Origin of the sequence: Yoonia sp., assembly GCF_042093035.1 — a bacterium.
Lineage (GTDB): Bacteria > Pseudomonadota > Alphaproteobacteria > Rhodobacterales > Rhodobacteraceae > Yoonia.
In genome coordinates, this window is the sequence record NZ_JBELFI010000061.1 from 1 (window position 1) to 14,692 (window position 14,692).

The 14,692-nt window shown below is 56.5% G+C and carries 19 protein-coding genes; 7 read left to right on the plus strand and 12 right to left on the minus strand.

Going from position 1 to position 14,692, the window contains the following annotated elements; all coding sequences use genetic code 11:
• Position 1: 1 nt before the first annotated feature.
• From ybgC to ruvC, 5 genes are read right to left on the minus strand one after another with little or no spacing between them, the layout of a single operon-like run.
• Positions 2 to 382, minus strand: coding sequence for a tol-pal system-associated acyl-CoA thioesterase (ybgC, locus tag ACFDSS_RS09020; RefSeq protein ID WP_375255422.1), 381 nt, complete (start codon positions 380 to 382; stop codon positions 2 to 4).
• Positions 379 to 996 carry a hypothetical protein gene (locus ACFDSS_RS09025; RefSeq protein WP_375255423.1) on the minus strand — a complete coding sequence of 206 codons (618 nt, stop codon included), beginning with the start codon at positions 994 to 996 and terminating at the stop codon, positions 379 to 381. The genes ybgC and ACFDSS_RS09025 overlap by 4 nt, the downstream gene beginning before the upstream one ends.
• Before the next feature lie 40 nt (positions 997 to 1,036).
• Complete coding sequence (ruvB, locus tag ACFDSS_RS09030; protein ID WP_375255424.1) at positions 1,037 to 2,056, minus strand: Holliday junction branch migration DNA helicase RuvB; 1,020 nt, start codon at positions 2,054 to 2,056, stop codon at positions 1,037 to 1,039.
• 9 nt (positions 2,057 to 2,065) lie between these two features.
• Positions 2,066 to 2,725 carry a Holliday junction branch migration protein RuvA gene (ruvA, locus tag ACFDSS_RS09035; RefSeq protein WP_375255425.1) on the minus strand — a complete coding sequence of 220 codons (660 nt, stop codon included), beginning with the start codon at positions 2,723 to 2,725 and terminating at the stop codon, positions 2,066 to 2,068.
• A complete protein-coding gene (gene ruvC / locus ACFDSS_RS09040) occupies positions 2,722 to 3,228 on the minus strand; it encodes a crossover junction endodeoxyribonuclease RuvC (RefSeq protein ID WP_375255426.1) in 507 nt (168 codons plus the stop codon). Before ruvC ends, ruvA begins: the two co-directional genes overlap by 4 nt.
• Positions 3,229 to 3,537: 309 nt before the next feature.
• Here ruvC and ACFDSS_RS09045 point away from each other — a divergent pair, with 309 nt between their 5' ends.
• Entirely contained in the window at positions 3,538 to 3,747 is a 210-nt protein-coding gene (locus ACFDSS_RS09045; protein WP_375255427.1) for a DUF1127 domain-containing protein, read from the plus strand.
• A gap of 72 nt (positions 3,748 to 3,819) precedes the next feature.
• Here ACFDSS_RS09045 and ACFDSS_RS09050 read toward each other — a convergent pair whose 3' ends face one another.
• The 6 genes from ACFDSS_RS09050 to ACFDSS_RS09075 form a co-directional block, all read right to left on the minus strand.
• The gene (locus ACFDSS_RS09050) at positions 3,820 to 4,122 is read right to left on the minus strand and encodes a hypothetical protein (RefSeq protein WP_375255428.1); all 303 of its coding nucleotides are present in this window, start codon (positions 4,120 to 4,122) and stop codon (positions 3,820 to 3,822) included.
• A 145-nt stretch (positions 4,123 to 4,267) separates the two neighbouring features.
• Positions 4,268 to 5,143, minus strand: a complete 876-nt coding sequence (locus tag ACFDSS_RS09055) for a 50S ribosomal protein L11 methyltransferase (RefSeq protein WP_375255429.1) — start codon at positions 5,141 to 5,143, stop codon at positions 4,268 to 4,270.
• Positions 5,144 to 5,173: 30 nt separating this feature from the next.
• Complete coding sequence (locus tag ACFDSS_RS09060) at positions 5,174 to 5,908, minus strand: SGNH/GDSL hydrolase family protein (RefSeq protein ID WP_375255430.1); 735 nt, start codon at positions 5,906 to 5,908, stop codon at positions 5,174 to 5,176.
• 10 nt (positions 5,909 to 5,918) lie between these two features.
• Positions 5,919 to 6,569 (minus strand): peptide-methionine (S)-S-oxide reductase MsrA, encoded by a 651-nt coding sequence (gene msrA / locus ACFDSS_RS09065; protein ID WP_375255431.1) that lies wholly within the window; start codon positions 6,567 to 6,569, stop codon positions 5,919 to 5,921.
• A 51-nt stretch (positions 6,570 to 6,620) separates the two neighbouring features.
• Positions 6,621 to 7,850 (minus strand): MFS transporter, encoded by a 1,230-nt coding sequence (locus ACFDSS_RS09070; RefSeq protein WP_375255432.1) that lies wholly within the window; start codon positions 7,848 to 7,850, stop codon positions 6,621 to 6,623.
• Between the two features lie 42 nt (positions 7,851 to 7,892).
• A complete protein-coding gene (locus ACFDSS_RS09075; RefSeq protein WP_375255433.1) occupies positions 7,893 to 8,234 on the minus strand; it encodes a RidA family protein in 342 nt (113 codons plus the stop codon).
• A gap of 207 nt (positions 8,235 to 8,441) precedes the next feature.
• Here ACFDSS_RS09075 and ccoG point away from each other — a divergent pair, with 207 nt between their 5' ends.
• The 4 genes from ccoG to ccoS are packed head-to-tail and all read left to right on the plus strand — an operon-like array spanning position 8,442 to position 12,617.
• Positions 8,442 to 9,854, plus strand: a complete 1,413-nt coding sequence (gene ccoG / locus ACFDSS_RS09080) for a cytochrome c oxidase accessory protein CcoG (RefSeq protein ID WP_375255434.1) — start codon at positions 8,442 to 8,444, stop codon at positions 9,852 to 9,854.
• Positions 9,854 to 10,306, plus strand: coding sequence for a FixH family protein (locus tag ACFDSS_RS09085; RefSeq protein ID WP_375255435.1), 453 nt, complete (start codon positions 9,854 to 9,856; stop codon positions 10,304 to 10,306). Before ccoG ends, ACFDSS_RS09085 begins: the two co-directional genes overlap by 1 nt.
• Complete coding sequence (locus ACFDSS_RS09090; RefSeq protein WP_375255436.1) at positions 10,303 to 12,450, plus strand: heavy metal translocating P-type ATPase; 2,148 nt, start codon at positions 10,303 to 10,305, stop codon at positions 12,448 to 12,450. The genes ACFDSS_RS09085 and ACFDSS_RS09090 overlap by 4 nt, the downstream gene beginning before the upstream one ends.
• On the plus strand, positions 12,447 to 12,617 hold the full coding sequence (gene ccoS / locus ACFDSS_RS09095; protein WP_375255437.1) for a cbb3-type cytochrome oxidase assembly protein CcoS: 171 nt from the start codon (positions 12,447 to 12,449) through the stop codon (positions 12,615 to 12,617). Before ACFDSS_RS09090 ends, ccoS begins: the two co-directional genes overlap by 4 nt.
• On the opposite strand, the gene ACFDSS_RS09100 is transcribed toward ccoS, so the two are convergent.
• A complete protein-coding gene (locus tag ACFDSS_RS09100) occupies positions 12,609 to 13,562 on the minus strand; it encodes an oxidoreductase (RefSeq protein WP_375255438.1) in 954 nt (317 codons plus the stop codon). The genes ccoS and ACFDSS_RS09100 overlap by 9 nt on opposite strands.
• A 242-nt stretch (positions 13,563 to 13,804) precedes the next feature.
• Between ACFDSS_RS09100 and groES the strand changes: the two genes are divergently transcribed.
• Positions 13,805 to 14,089, plus strand: coding sequence for a co-chaperone GroES (gene groES, locus ACFDSS_RS09105; RefSeq protein ID WP_375255439.1), 285 nt, complete (start codon positions 13,805 to 13,807; stop codon positions 14,087 to 14,089).
• Between the two features lie 47 nt (positions 14,090 to 14,136).
• Positions 14,137 to 14,692: TCP-1/cpn60 chaperonin family protein (locus ACFDSS_RS09110; protein ID WP_375255440.1), on the plus strand; the 556-nt coding region annotated here is incomplete at its 3' end.

The window sequence follows — 14,692 nt, forward strand, 5'->3', positions numbered from 1 at the left end:
CTCAAAGCGCGCGAATTGCTGCCGGAAGGCGACTGACAGCCCCCGCGTCAGTCATACAGATGATGGTAACACGCGCCGAAAACAACACATCCTTGCCTCGGACCACGTCTTGCCTGAGGACCATCCGCACACCAGAGCCTTTCTCCAGTGTCGTCGCAACCATCAGCATGTCGTCAAAACGCGCAGGTGACAGGTAATCCGCTTCGACGCGACGCACCGCAAAGACCAGACCGCCCGCTTTCATCTGTGTTTGGTCAACTCCCAAGTCACGCACCCATTCACTGCGGGCCCGTTCAATGAACTTGAGGTAATTTGCGTAGTAGACGATCCCGGCAAGATCGGTGTCTTCATAGTAGACGCGGATGGGAAAGTGATGGGTCATGAGACCGGGGTCACCCTTGCCGAAAGGCGCAGGGCATGGCTGGGATCCTGCGATGCGGCAGGCAGGACGGGATCATAGGCGGCGCGCACAACATCCGCGATCTGGGGACGCAAGACCGCTTTGTCTTCAATCATGGCCAGGGGCGGCACCGCATCAAAGGCCGTGTCGGACCAAAGCAAGATGGTCTGTACAGCCTGACTAAGGGCCAGTGTATCGGCGGGGACCGATGACAAGTGGTCATCCATCCGCAAGAACACAAAGGCCGCACGAATGGCGCCCAAGTCATCAAAACGGAAAATTCGGTATTGGTTGGCGTCTGCCTTTTGGAGTTTTGTGACCAATGTCGCCAAATCCGGGACCAGTTGATCCAGATGGGGCACCTCCGTCAACTCCACCCATTCGCTGCAAAAGAAGATCATCAGGTTCGCGCCCAACTCCGGATCGGTTTCAGCCATCCGGTGGTGGGCAAGGGTCACAACCGCCTCAATTGCGCCTTTGAAAAGGGCCAAGCTGGCGTCATCCACGCCAAAAACAACCGGCACAATCGGCCGCCCCCAACGCGCAAAGACATAACGGCCATCCGCGCGGGTAAAAAGAGGCTCCACTTCGCTCATCATCTTGCCCAATAAACTCCCGCCGGAGGCACCTCCCCGATCAACCAAACAAATCCGTCTGCGATTTGGGGATGTCCAACCCCAAATGCGCCCAGGCGTCACGCGCCAGCATCCGACCACGCGGGGTGCGCTGGATCAGACCCTTTTGCAACAGATAAGGCTCAATCACATCTTCCAGACTGTCGCGACTTTCCGAGAGCGCCGCCGACAAAGTCTCGATCCCGACGGGGCCGCCGCCATAGCTGCTGGCCACCAACCGCAAGTAACGCCGATCCGCATTGTCCAGCCCCAGATGATCCACTCCGAGGCGGGTCAACGCGCGATCTGCGATTTGCTGTGTGACGGTGCCGTCGCCCTCAACAATTGCAAAATCCACCACACGGCGCAGCAGACGGCCGGCGATGCGCGGCGTTCCACGGGCGCGGCGGGCGATTTCGGCCGCACCATCGGGCGCTGCAGGCGCGCCCATCAACCGCGCGCCGCGGGTAACGATCTCATGCAATTCGTCTTGGCTGTAGAACTCAAGCCGGGTTGGGATGCCGAAGCGGTCGCGCAGCGGGGTCGTCAAAAGCCCCATGCGTGTCGTTGCTCCAACCAAAGTGAAAGGCTGTAATTCAATCCGCACGGTCCGCGCCGCAGGGCCTTCACCAATCACCAGATCAAGCTCAAAATCTTCAAGCGCCGGATAGAGGACTTCCTCCACCGCGGGGTTCAGGCGGTGAATCTCATCGATGAAAAGGACATCGCGCGCCTCCAAATTGGTCAGGATCGCGGCCAGATCACCCGCTTTCGCCAAAACCGGACCAGAGGTCATCCGGAAACTGACCCCCAGTTCGCGCGCCATGATCTGCGCCAGCGTTGTTTTGCCCAGACCGGGCGGGCCATGAAACAGCGTATGATCCATCGCCTCACCACGGCGGCGCGCGCTTTCGATAAAGACCGACAGGTTCGCGCGCGCCTCTTTCTGTCCGATAAACGCATCCAGCGTCTGCGGTCGCAGCGCGCGATCGGTGTCCTCTGGCTGGGGCTCAGGGCGCAAAGTGGGGTCTGGTTGGTCCATAGCCCCGCTTTACCCTTTCGGTGCCAGCAGCTTCAAGGCCGCGCGGATCAATGTTGATGTATCGGCGTCCGGGTCAGCGCCGGCCGCTTGCGCGACAGCACTCGCCGCCTCGCCCGGGGCATAGCCTAGATTGCCGAGCGCAGAAAGCGCCTCCGCCTGTGCAGGGTTTGACAGGGGCGTTTGTAATTTGCGTTGGGGTTGAGGCGCGTCAATATCGATCACCGCATCGCCTTGTGCTTCGACCAAGCTGCCACCCATCGCCATAACGCCGGGCGCTTTGTCCTTCAGTTCAATGGTAACACGCTGCGCGGTTTTGGGGCCGACGCCTTTGGCTTTCGCCAACGCGTTCCAGTCACCCAATGCAATCGCGCGGCTGACCCCGTCTGCCCCAAGCGTACCCAGGATAGCCATCGATGCCTTGGCGCCAATGCCCTGCACCGACATCAACAAGCGATGCCATTCCTTTTCGACCAAACTGGTAAATCCAAAAAGCTGTAGATTATCTTCGCGCACAAGAAGATCCGTGAAAAGCGCGACGGCCTCCCCATTGGCGGGCAATCCGGCCATCACGCGGTCCGACACATAGACAAGATATCCAACGCCGCGCACATCAATCAACACGTGGTCGGTGCTGCGATACTCCAGCTTGCCTGCAATCTTGCCAATCATACGCCCGCCCTCGCCAGTGCTTTGGCCAAAGTGGATGAGGATTGCGCATGAAATGAATGGCAAATCGCTATCGCCAAAGCATCGGCAGCATCCGCACCATTGAGTTTGACCCCCGGCAATTGAACTTTCACCATATGGGCGATTTGTTGTTTGTCCGCGTGTCCGACACCAACCACTGCTTTTTTCACTGCATTGGGGGCATATTCGCCGATTGACAAACCAGCCTGCGCTGGAACCAGCATCGCAATCGCACGCGCCTGCCCCAGTTTGAGCGTACCGACACCATCCTTGTTGACGAACGTCTGTTCAACGGCCGCAGTATCCGGCTGGAAATTGGCAACAACATCGGTGAGCTGCTCATGCAGCGACAAAAGCCGCGCGCCAAGGTCTGTTCCGGCAGAGTGACAAATGCCATTTGCAACATGGCTGATCCGTGATCCAACCACGTCGATCACCCCCCAGCCCATGTTGCGAAGGCCCGGATCGATGCCCAAAACACGCATTGCTCGCCTCTTTTTATTCTTTGTCAATGACGACTAGCACAAAAGGCGAACAAAGACCAAGCGCCTTTGCGCAAGCAAGTTATGCATGTCGAGAACGGTATTGGGCGAAATGCGTCATCAGGCCAATAAAAACCGACATAATTTACCCTATATAAATTAAGGGTTTACGGAATATTTTGCACAATAATGAGGAATTCTGAAAACGCATATGACCTATGACAAAATGGCACTGGTGGAAGCTGAAGTTTGCGCCTACATGCGGTTCATCACTCAACGCTGCCGCGCAGCAATACCTAAAGGAATATGGCCATGGCCGCTTTTGACACAACCCGCCCCGCTTCTGGCCTCTCCGCAGGCGCGATCACATCTTTTTTCATGTCTGCATTCAGCGCAGTCGCCGCTTGGAATGACGCACGTATCACACGTAAGTCTCTGTCCAAGTTGAGCGCGCGTGAACTGGACGACATCGGCCTGTCCTATGGCGACATTGAAGATATCGCGTCACGCCACCAGCGCTAAGACGAAACGAACTGACAAATGAAAATGCCGCGCCCGAAATTGGCGCGGCATTTTCAATTCTAGCGGGCGTTCTTACTGAGGCAGGACTGCTGCGATCCCTGCAGCGACCACTTCTGTCACCGGATCGGATTGCATCACCCATGCACCGGCCTGTTCAATCGTGGAACCAGCCTGCAACCCGGCGACGCGGTCTGCATATGCAGCCTCACCCAGATATGCAAAGAGGAACCCTTTCAGCAGGAAGCCGATCGCAAGAACGATCAAAAGACCTTTGAGGGGGAAACGTGGTCTGTAGAGGCGCGGACGCGCCACAATCAAACCATCTGAATTAACTGTGCGGACCACACCGTTGGACATTTTGTCGTGACGTCGCACGATGCGTTTTAATCTTTTATCAAATGGAACGTGAGCCTGAGCCATAGCGTCCTCCGTTTTTACTCATTACAACCGACTGCGCGGATTGCGCTTTAACAATACCCTAATTAAGCACAGAAGCTGTAAGAGACCAAATTTACACCGGTTATTCGCGAGATCTTGCCAAAACAAGAGTCGTCCAGTCAACAATAGCACTGTTTTGGACCACATTGAACCCGTTTCGTTGATAAACGGTTACGATTTCACCAGCTTGCTCGCTCAGAATCCCCGAGAGAATCACATAGCCACCCTCTTTGACATGCCGCGCCATATCGGGCGCGAGGGCAATAAGCGGCCCTTTGAGGATGTTTGCGAAGATCAAGTCGTAAGGGCTGTTTGCAGATAGGGCAGGCGCGTCAAATCCTGCCGCCACGTGGCATTGAACGCGGTCGCGCAGGTCGTTTCCGATGATATTCGCCTCGGCGACCTCCACTGCGACGGGATCAATGTCACTTGCGATCACTGTCGCTGGCAGCATTTTTGCCGCCGCCATCGCAAGCACCGCTGTCCCACAGCCAACATCAAGGATCGCCTCGCCCGCAAAACCGTCCTTGAGCAGTTGATCGAATGCCTCAAGGCATCCTTTGGTGGTCCCGTGATGTCCAGTGCCAAAGGCCATAGCCGCATCAATCAACAAAGGGACCCTGCCGTCGGGCACTTTGTCCGCGTCATGAGAACCGTAAACAAAGAACCGGCCAGCGGAAACCGGAGCCAACTCTCGTTGTACCTTTGACACCCAGTCTTGGTCGGGGATTTCGGAAATATTGAACGGCTTGGCGTTGTGCAGCGCCGAAAAGACAGCCAATGCGGCCACATCCGGCCTTTCGACAAAATAAGCAGCGACCTCCCATAGGCCGGACCCGTCCTCGATTTGGAAAACGCCGACACCTGTAGGTTCCGGCACCAAACCTTCCAATGTGTCCGCCAAATCATAGGCGGCATCAGCGCCGGTGATTGTCGTGATCGCGCTATAGCTTGTCATCATATGGCCCTTCAGACTGTCTTGGCGGCCTTAGGGCGACGCCGCATCATCGTCAAGGCGCAAGCTCCTTTCACGGATAATCGCTGCCGCGGCCTTTCCCCACGCAGCGTATGCGTCCGGGCCCGGGTGAAACCCGTCCGAGGCCATTGCAGAGACATCAAGGCTCAAATCAAAAGCAAGTGGGATGCAGACGCGCCTTGTATTCAACAACTGACGTCGCCGGTGCTCTAGCCTATTGGCCTGCCGCCCCAACACCCAACGCAATGGCTGCGGCAAGGCAGGAAAATGCGCCACTGGCGGAAGATCGGACACGACCACAAGCTGCGCGCCGCGGTCAAACTGCAAATGATCGACAAGGTCCATCTGCAACCGCAGGAACCTGCGCAGTGGCGTGCCTTTGGTGACATCATTTCCACCAAGCGCACAGATGACAACATCATAGGTTTTCGCCGGGCGCCCCCGCAACCAGTTCAGCGCGTCTCCAGTCCGTGCCCCTGTTCGCGCAACAAGCTCGTAGTCTATGGTGTAATGTGCTGAGAGCGAATTGAGCACCCGTCCCAAGAGCGCTTTGTCTTGCGTCGCAGCCCCTACACCGGCAGCAGACGAATCCCCCAGCACCAGCAGGCGCAACCGTGGCCCCTGGCCGACCGTGCCGGCTCGGGGACCTGAAGCTTCAGGGAGTTTGGGGATCCGGATCACAACAAAAATTGCCTGCCCAATCAGGACAGGCAACAAGAGTATTCGGGCCGCAAGATCTAGCAGCATCTGTGCGCCGCTAAGCGCCGACACCGATTGGGCACGTCACACCTGTACCACCAATTCCGCAATAGCCATTCGGGTTCTTGGCAAGGTACTGCTGATGATAGTCCTCAGCGAAATAGAAGGTCGGCGCGCCAATGATTTCCGTCGTGATAGCACCATAACCCGCAGCACTGAGGCGCGGTGCAAACGCATCCTTGGCCGCTTCGGCCGCCGATTGTTGTGCATCAGAGTAAGTATAGATGCCCGAACGGTACTGCGTGCCTGCGTCATTGCCCTGGCGCATACCTTGGGTTGGATCGTGTCCTTCCCAGAAGACCTGCAAAAGCGCCTCGAAAGAAATAACCGCCGGATCATAGATCACGCGGACCACCTCATTATGGCCGGTTTTGCCGCTGCACACTTCTTCATAGGACGGATTTGGCGTATAGCCGCCCGCGTATCCGACCATGGTGGAATGCACCCCGTCCAGTTTCCAGAACATCCGCTCAACGCCCCAAAAACAGCCCATGCCAAACATTGCCTCAGCCATGCCGGAAGGCACGTCGCCGGTAAGCGGTGTTCCGTAGACAAAATGCATATCGGCGGTCGGGATCGCGTTCGGACGACCAGCAAGGGCGGCCTCAGGCGATACCATTTCGGATTTGTTGCGAGTCATGAAAAACATCAAAAGCCTCCTATCAGGGTGGACAAGATATAACACGATGGCGCTACTTTACTACTCTGCGGCCTGCAACAATCGGCGCTGGAACACGGTCTCGTGACCCGGTGCGGGGTGGCGCGGAATGAGAAGCGACAGCAACAAAGAGATGATCGCCATGCCGGCCGCCATCAAAAATACCAGTCCCGGCGATTGCAGCCAGACATATCCCAACAATGCAGGCAGGAAGACAGCCGCAATGTGATTGATCGTAAAGGCCACAGCAGCAGTGGGGGCAATATCCTGCGGATCGGCTATCTTTTGGAAATAGGTCTTGATCGCAAGTGCGAGACTGAAAAAGATGTGATTGACAATATAGAGCATCGTCGCAAGCGCGACGCCCCAGCCGAAATAATAGATACCGCCATAGGCGAAGAAGACCAGACACAGGCCCGCATATTCAAAAACCAACGCCCGGCGTTCGCCAAAGAACTGTACCAAACCACCCAAAAGCGGCGCTGCCAGCATATTGATGAGCAAGGTCGCCATGAAAAGTTTCGTGATGTCGTCAACGGCAAAGCCGAATTGTTCGACCATCATGAATCCGGCAAAAACGACAAAGATCTGGCGTCGCGCACCGGACATGAATTGCAGCGCATAATAAAGCCAATACCGCTTGCGCAGGATCATTTTCTTGACTTGCGGGTGCGGCGCTTCGAACTGAGGATAGGCAAGCAGGCAAATCGCGGCGACAACCGCAGTAAAACCACCCGAAAGCCAGTAGACGATACTGTAGGTGAGGCCGAAACGCTCCCAACTTATCACGATCAGCAAATAGACGAGCAACGTCGCACCGGAGCCTGCAGACAAAATCCAACCCAGCGTTTGGGGCGCGCGCTTCTTGTCGATCCATTGCAGTTGCAGAGACTGGTTCACGGTTTCATAGTAGTGAAAGCCGATCGATGACAGCATCGTCACCGCCAGAATACCGCCCATCTGGGGAAATTGCGCTGTCACTGCCGTCGCCGCACCAAGCATGATTAGCGCAACCAACCCCAGTATCTGCTCTCGGATGAACATGATGAGTGCGATCACACCGATGGCCAAAAAGCCGGGAATTTCACGAACTGTATGCAGCCAGCCGATATCGGAGCCGTCAAAACCCGCAACTTCGATCACAAAGTTATTGAGCAGCGCCGACCAGGTTGCAAAGGCCACCGGCATTGCCATCGCCATCACAAACAGAAGCGATGTCGGCCTGCGCCAGATCGGTAGTTGACCGGCGTCTTCAAGACGGACAATATTCATAGCTTAAGCCTTACGCCCCTTGATGCGCGAAATCGAGAGGGCCTAGTCGCAGGCTGCATCGACGATGAACTCGACTTTCAACTCTGCGCGCGCCAGCTTCGCTTCTCCACAGGCCCGCGCAGGTGCATGACCTGCGGGCACCCAAGCGTTCCAAACCTCATTCAGGCCCGCAAAATCCTTCATATCCGCCAGCCAGATCGTCACCCGCAGCATCTTTTCACGCGATGATCCCGCCTTGATGAGCAACGCATCGATTTTGTCGAGGCAAACCTGCACCTGTTCCTGAATAGTGTCACCTACCGCGACCTGGCCAGTCAGATAGGCAACGCCATTATGTTTGACAATCTTGGAAGAGCGTTCACCTGTTTCAATGCGTTCGATCATAGAAATTCCCTTCGGTCTTTTTGGCGCGGCTTATCCTGCAAGCTTCGCCGCGCAGACCTGCGTTATGACCATGTCCGCGTAGCAAGTCCAACCCAATACACATCTTGAAATCGGCCTATCCCTCAGGCGCTTGATCCACATCAAGGATCAGAAACCCTGCTTGGCTAGATTACGATCAGCGAACAGAAACCTTTTTCAGGTCATCAGATGTCTTCAACGGAACCTCAACCGCTCTATGCCCCGCGCGAGCCGATATTCCCGCGGCGCGTGAAAGGTTTCTATCGCAATCTGAAGTGGTGGGTCATGGCCGTGACCTTGGGTATTTACTATCTGACCCCGTGGATTCGCTGGGATCGCGGCCCCAATTTGCCCGATCAGGCCGTTTTGATCGATATGGCGCACCGCCGCTTCTACTTCTTCTGGATCGAAATTTGGCCACATGAGTTTTATTTCGTCGCGGGCCTTTTGATTATGGCCGGCCTTGGTCTGTTTCTGTTTACCTCGGCGCTTGGGCGCGTTTGGTGCGGCTATACCTGCCCGCAAACCGTCTGGACCGATCTTTTCATCCTTGTCGAACGCTGGATTGAAGGCGACCGCAACGCGCGGGTTCGTTTGTGGAATGCGGATTGGAGCTTCCGCAAAGCCCGCCTGCGGTTGACAAAATGGACGGTTTGGCTGCTGATTTCAGTGGCAACCGGTGGGGCGTGGGTCTTTTACTTCGCCGACGCACCAACGCTTGCTGTCAGTCTCGCAACGCTCACTGCTCCTCCCGTTGCATGGGCGACGATTGGCGTTCTGACAGCTGCCACCTTTATCTTCGGCGGCTTCATGCGTGAACAGGTGTGCAACTACATGTGCCCTTGGCCGCGCATTCAGGCGGCGATGATGGATCCTGAAACACTCACGGTGGCGTATCGCGAATGGCGCGGAGAGCCGCGCGGCAAACAGCGCATAGAAGGCGCTGGCGACTGCATTGACTGCATGGCATGTGTCAATGTCTGCCCTGCGGGCATCGACATCCGCGATGGCCAACAGATGGAGTGTATTACTTGTGCGCTCTGCATTGACGCTTGCGATGACGTGATGGACCGGATCGGCAAGCCACGCGGCCTGATCGACTATCTGGCATTGTCGGATCAAGAACAGGAAGCCAACGGCAAGCCGGCCAGGCCGATCTGGGCACATGTCCTGCGTTTTCGCACAATCCTCTATACCGCAATGTGGTCCTTGATCGGCGTCGGTCTCATTTTTGCGTTATTCATTCGGGCCGATATAGAAATGACGGTCGCGCCCGTGCGCAATCCTACGTTCGTGACCCTATCTGACGGGACGGTCCGCAATATCTATGATGTGCGTCTGCTCAACAAAAACGCCGAGGACCGTGAATTCCATCTACATCTGACGTCGGATGAAATCCTGCGTATCGGGCTGGAAGGCACAGCGCTTAACAGCATCATCGTCCCGGCAAACGAAACCTTTTTGCAACGGGTCTATGTCTCGGCCCGGCCGACTGATCCGGCGGCGACGACTGATCGGGTCGATCTGCGGTTCTGGGTGGAGGACGTCATTTCGGGCGAACGCGCTTACAAAGACGCAATATTTAACGGAAGGGCTCAATAATGAGACGCGAATTTACCGGTTGGCATATGCTCGGTTTGATGGTTGGCGGATTTGGAATCATCATCGGGGTGAATCTGATATTGGCATGGAATGCCGTGGCCACCTTCCCCGGACTTGAGGCGCGCAATTCCTATGAGGTCAGCCAGACTTTCCAGGCAGACCGCGCCGCGCAACTCGCGCTGCGCTGGGACGTGAGCGCCGATATCACCGGCGGCGTTCTGACAGTCACAATCCTTGATGACGGCGGCAATCCGGTTGAAGCTGAGGTGACCCAGGCCATTCTTGGCCAAGCTACCAATGTCAGAATGGACAGCACGCCAACATTTACATGGACCGGCAGCAATTATACCGCCCCCGTCACGATGACCAAGGGCTATTGGAACCTCCGGCTCGAATTGATTGCCCCTGACGGCACCAAATTCCGCCGCCGCTTTCCGCTGACCGCAAAGTGAGCGACGCCGCCCACTGTCCGGCCTGTTTTGGCGTGCCTGATGGCCCGCTTGAGAAGGCGGCCTCAAACGGGACCGATCAGATTGTTTTGTCTTTGCCTGCCATTCACTGCGTGGCTTGCATCAACGGGGTCGAGCGTGCATTGCGCGCGATGGAGGGTGTCGCGAGCGCCCGCGTGAACCTCAGTATGAAACGGGTCACGGTCGGGATCGATGAACCGATTGCACCAGAGGCATTGATCGACGCCCTGGAGATGGCCGGATTTGAGGCCCGCGTCTTGGATACCGGCTTGCTTGGCGCCCAAGACGATGCCTATGGGCGGGGCCTGATGACGCGACTGGCGATCTCCGGCTTTGCCAATATGAATATCATGCTTTTATCCGTCGCGGTTTGGTCCGGTGCGATCGGCGCTACCCTGAGCTTCTTTCACTGGATTACAGCGGCCATCGCAATCCCGACCCTGATCTACTCGGCACAGCCATTCTTTCAGAGCGGTTGGCGCGCGTTGCGGGGCGGGCGGACGAATATGGATGTGCCCATCGCTTTGGCGATCCTGCTTGCCTCTGGCATATCGCTCTATGAGACGATCTACGGAGGAGAGCATTCATATTTTGACGCCGCCGTGACGCTGACCTTCTTTTTGCTGATCGGGCGCTATCTCGATCATCGCAGCCGCAGGGCAGCCGCGTCTGCCGCAGCGCAGCTTTCCGCATTGGAGGTACCGCGCGTGATGCGGCTGCGCCACGGTGTGCGGGAAATGGTCGATTTTGCCGATCTTGCGGTGGGTGATCTGGTGCAGGTTCTACCCGGCGGTCGCATCCCGGTCGATGGCACGGTCATTGAGGGCAGCAGCCAGATTGATCGCTCTCTTCTGACGGGCGAAAGCCGTCTCGGCAGTACTTGCGCAGGCGCCGCAGTCACTGCTGGCGAAGTGAACATGACCGGACCGCTGACGATCCGCGCGGCGACTGTTGGATCAGACACAACGTTGCGCAAAATGGTAACTATGGTTGACAAGGCCGAGGCAGTGAAGAACCGCTACACCGCCGTCGCTGACAAAGCGGCGAAGCTCTACGCGCCTATCGTTCACTTGATGGCGCTGGCCGCTTTCATAGGCTGGATGGCCTATTCGGGCGACATGCGCCTGTCGCTAAATATCGCTGTCGCGGTTTTGATTATCACTTGCCCCTGCGCGATGGGCTTGGCCGTACCTGCCGTGTCGACTACCGCAGCCGGTCGCATGTTCCGCGCGGGGCTTCTGGTGAAAGACGGCACCGCGCTGGAGCGGCTGGCCGAAGTTGATACCGTTGTCTTTGACAAGACCGGAACGCTGACACTTCCTGCCGCGACCAAAGACGCATTGGACCCCAAAACACAGCAGATCGCGCTGGCGATGACACAAGACGCGACACATCCGGTTTCACAGGCGATTGCGGCATCTCTGGTCGGGATCACTCCGGCAGCGATCTCCGATCAGAAAGAACACGCGGGCAAAGGGCTCAGCGCGGAGTTTGACGGCCGGCGGGTCAGGCTCGGTTCCGGGGAATGGCTGGATGCGGGCATCGGTACATTTATCCAGATCGGCGACGGCAAACCGCAGAAGATCGCAATCCAATCGCAGCTGCGCGAAGGTGCTGCCGCGCTTGTAAAAGCCTGGCAAGCACTGGGGCTTCATATCCATCTGGTCTCGGGCGACGACACCAATGAGACCGCACGAATTGCGGCGGCCCTGAACATCGCAACATGGCAAGCAGGCACGACGCCAGAGGAAAAAGTCGCCTATATCGACGCTTTGGCTGACAAGGGTGCCAAGGTTCTCATGGTCGGCGACGGGCTGAATGACACTGGCGCGCTAGCTGCGGCCTATGCCTCCGTCTCACCTGCGACGGCTGCGGATGCATCGCGCGCGGCTTCTGATATTGTGTTGTTGAATGATAGTCTGATCCCATTGGTCGAATTGCCCATTGTCGCGCGGGCGGCTCTGGCACGGATCAAAGAGAACTTCACGATCTCGACCATCTATAACGTCATCGCAGTGCCGATTGCGCTGGCTGGCTTTGCAACGCCATTGATTGCCTCCATCGCCATGTCAGCGTCTTCGATCACGGTGCTTTTGAACGCATTACGCTTGAAGGGGCGGCTATGAACGTCTTGGTTTTCTTGATCCCTGTGTCGCTTGTTCTTGGCGGTATTGGTCTGGCCGCGTTCCTGTGGACCTTGCGCAACAATCAATATGATGACCTGGAAGGCGACGCTTGGCGCATTCTATCGGAGGACGACAAAGGGCCGGAAGACGAGGACGGATCAGCCTAGATCCCAACGAAAGCCAACCAGCCTTTCACTATCATCCCAAAGGCGCCGGGCCACCTTTTGATCCAGAATATAGGGTGCCACACGCGCGTCGCCGACTGGTCCACGTGTCTCGCCGAATTTTTGCGGCCCGTAATACCCCCCGCGCTTCGCCTCATGACCGGCAGCGGCCAGAACGGCCGGCAAGGCGCCATCCGTTGATGATTGGGCGAAAAGCGGGTTTGTGATTTTGTAGAGTATCGCGAAAAGGCCAGTGGGACCGGTGTTTTGCAGGTTGGTATTCGAATAGCCCGGGTGGCATCCAATACTGATGGCCTTCTTGCCCGCTGCCTGCAACCTGCGATCCAGATCGAGGGCAAACATCAAATTTGCGCCTTTGCTTTGCAAATAAGCACGCGATGGCGAATAGTTTTTCTCTCCCATCAGATCGTCGAAATCGATCGAGCCATTCAAATGCGCAATGCTTGACAGGGTGACAACGCGCCCTTCTGCGGCATCAACGAGATCAATCAGCAGCCCCGTCCATAGGAAATGGCCCAGATGATTGGTCCCTAGCTGCATCTCAAAACCATCGGCCGTTTTCAGCTTCGGTGTCTGCATCAGGCCTGCATTATTTATCAGGGCATCGATTTTGGCATAGCGGCTGCGCAGCTCCTCAGCGGCGCTGCGCACAGAGGACAAATCGCTGAGGTCGAGTGCGATCACATCAACTTCGCCGGTCACTTCCTGGCGTAGTGCATTTGCTGCGCTCTCTGCTTTCTGGCGCGAACGACACGCCAACACGATGTCCGCGCCCGCATTACCCAACAGCCTGGCCGCGTCAAACCCGATCCCGGAATTCCCGCCTGTGATAACATAGCGCTTGCCCGTCAGGTCCGGCAGCATCGACGCTTTCCAGTTTGAAAAACCACTGTCCATTATCTTTGCCGGGGATGTCTGCTCTGCCATACGGGGTCTCCTGATCGGATTTGCTGTGCAGCCATCTGCAATAGCCTCCCCTTGACATAGTGTGCCAACCAACCAATGCCATAGTCACCCAGTTTGTAGTGTGTTCGGCTCGGTCACGATTTTTCAAAAATGCTTGACGGAGCCTGTTGACACGCCCAAGCCAGATCCTTACCTACGCTGCGTTATCACTCGACATGGTTGAGTGCTAACATGGGAGAAACTCGAACTGGAGAAGTTCCGAAATGGCATTTAAACCACTTCATGACCGCGTATTGGTCCGCCGCATCGAAGGCGAAGAAAAGACAGCAGGCGGTTTGATCATTCCTGACAACGCCAAAGAAAAGCCTGCAGAAGGCGAAATCGTTGGCGTCGGCGAAGGCGCCCGCAAGGACAGCGGCGAATTGATCGCGATGTCCGTGAAAGCTGGCGACCGCGTGTTGTTTGGCAAATGGTCCGGCACCGAGGTCAAGATCGACGGCGAAGATCTGTTGATAATGAAAGAAAGCGACATCCTCGGCATCATGTAAGCCGACTGATCGCCCTCAATTTCTAAATATTTAAGGAGCACATGAAAATGGCTGCTAAAGACGTCAAATTCAGCACCGATGCGCGCAATCGCATGCTTAAAGGTGTCAACATCCTCGCCGATGCGGTGAAGGTTACTCTGGGGCCCAAAGGCCGCAACGTGGTTCTGGACAAATCGTTCGGCGCACCACGCATCACCAAAGACGGTGTTTCTGTCGCCAAAGAGATCGAGCTTGAAGACAAGTTTGAGAACATGGGCGCGCAGATGGTTAAGGAAGTTGCATCGCGCACCAACGACGAAGCTGGTGACGGGACAACGACCGCAACGGTTCTGGCCCAGGCGATTGTTCGCGAAGGCATGAAGTCTGTTGCTGCCGGCATGAACCCAATGGATCTCAAGCGCGGCATTGACCTGGCAACGGCAAAAGTCGTTGAGGCCATCAAAGCTGCATCACGTCCGGTCAATGATAGCGAAGAAGTGGCACAGGTCGGTACGATCTCTGCCAACGGTGAAACCGAAATCGGTCGCCAGATCGCAGACGCAATGCAAAAAGTCGGCAACGAAGGCGTCATCACTGTTGAAGAGAACAAAGGCCTCGAGACAG

What these genes read in the sequence shown, in the direction of transcription:
- ACFDSS_RS09045 (WP_375255427.1), top strand. Translation starts at nt 3,538, where the DNA reads ATGGCCGCTTTTGACACAACCCGCCCCGCTTCTGGCCTCTCCGCAGGC.
- ccoS (WP_375255437.1), top strand. Translation starts at nt 12,447, where the DNA reads ATGAACGTCTTGGTTTTCTTGATCCCTGTGTCGCTTGTTCTTGGCGGT.
- ACFDSS_RS09085 (WP_375255435.1), top strand. Translation starts at nt 9,854, where the DNA reads ATGAGACGCGAATTTACCGGTTGGCATATGCTCGGTTTGATGGTTGGC.
- ACFDSS_RS09025 (WP_375255423.1), bottom strand. Translation starts at nt 996, where the DNA reads ATGAGCGAAGTGGAGCCTCTTTTTACCCGCGCGGATGGCCGTTATGTC.
- ruvA (WP_375255425.1), bottom strand. Translation starts at nt 2,725, where the DNA reads ATGATTGGCAAGATTGCAGGCAAGCTGGAGTATCGCAGCACCGACCAC.
- ruvB (WP_375255424.1), bottom strand. Translation starts at nt 2,056, where the DNA reads ATGGACCAACCAGACCCCACTTTGCGCCCTGAGCCCCAGCCAGAGGAC.
- ACFDSS_RS09100 (WP_375255438.1), bottom strand. Translation starts at nt 13,562, where the DNA reads ATGGCAGAGCAGACATCCCCGGCAAAGATAATGGACAGTGGTTTTTCA.
- ACFDSS_RS09055 (WP_375255429.1), bottom strand. Translation starts at nt 5,143, where the DNA reads ATGACAAGCTATAGCGCGATCACGACAATCACCGGCGCTGATGCCGCC.
- ACFDSS_RS09060 (WP_375255430.1), bottom strand. Translation starts at nt 5,908, where the DNA reads ATGCTGCTAGATCTTGCGGCCCGAATACTCTTGTTGCCTGTCCTGATT.
- ACFDSS_RS09070 (WP_375255432.1), bottom strand. Translation starts at nt 7,850, where the DNA reads ATGAATATTGTCCGTCTTGAAGACGCCGGTCAACTACCGATCTGGCGC.
- msrA (WP_375255431.1), bottom strand. Translation starts at nt 6,569, where the DNA reads ATGTTTTTCATGACTCGCAACAAATCCGAAATGGTATCGCCTGAGGCC.
- ruvC (WP_375255426.1), bottom strand. Translation starts at nt 3,228, where the DNA reads ATGCGTGTTTTGGGCATCGATCCGGGCCTTCGCAACATGGGCTGGGGG.
- ACFDSS_RS09075 (WP_375255433.1), bottom strand. Translation starts at nt 8,234, where the DNA reads ATGATCGAACGCATTGAAACAGGTGAACGCTCTTCCAAGATTGTCAAA.
- ybgC (WP_375255422.1), bottom strand. Translation starts at nt 382, where the DNA reads ATGACCCATCACTTTCCCATCCGCGTCTACTATGAAGACACCGATCTT.
- ccoG (WP_375255434.1), top strand. Translation starts at nt 8,442, where the DNA reads ATGTCTTCAACGGAACCTCAACCGCTCTATGCCCCGCGCGAGCCGATA.
- groES (WP_375255439.1), top strand. Translation starts at nt 13,805, where the DNA reads ATGGCATTTAAACCACTTCATGACCGCGTATTGGTCCGCCGCATCGAA.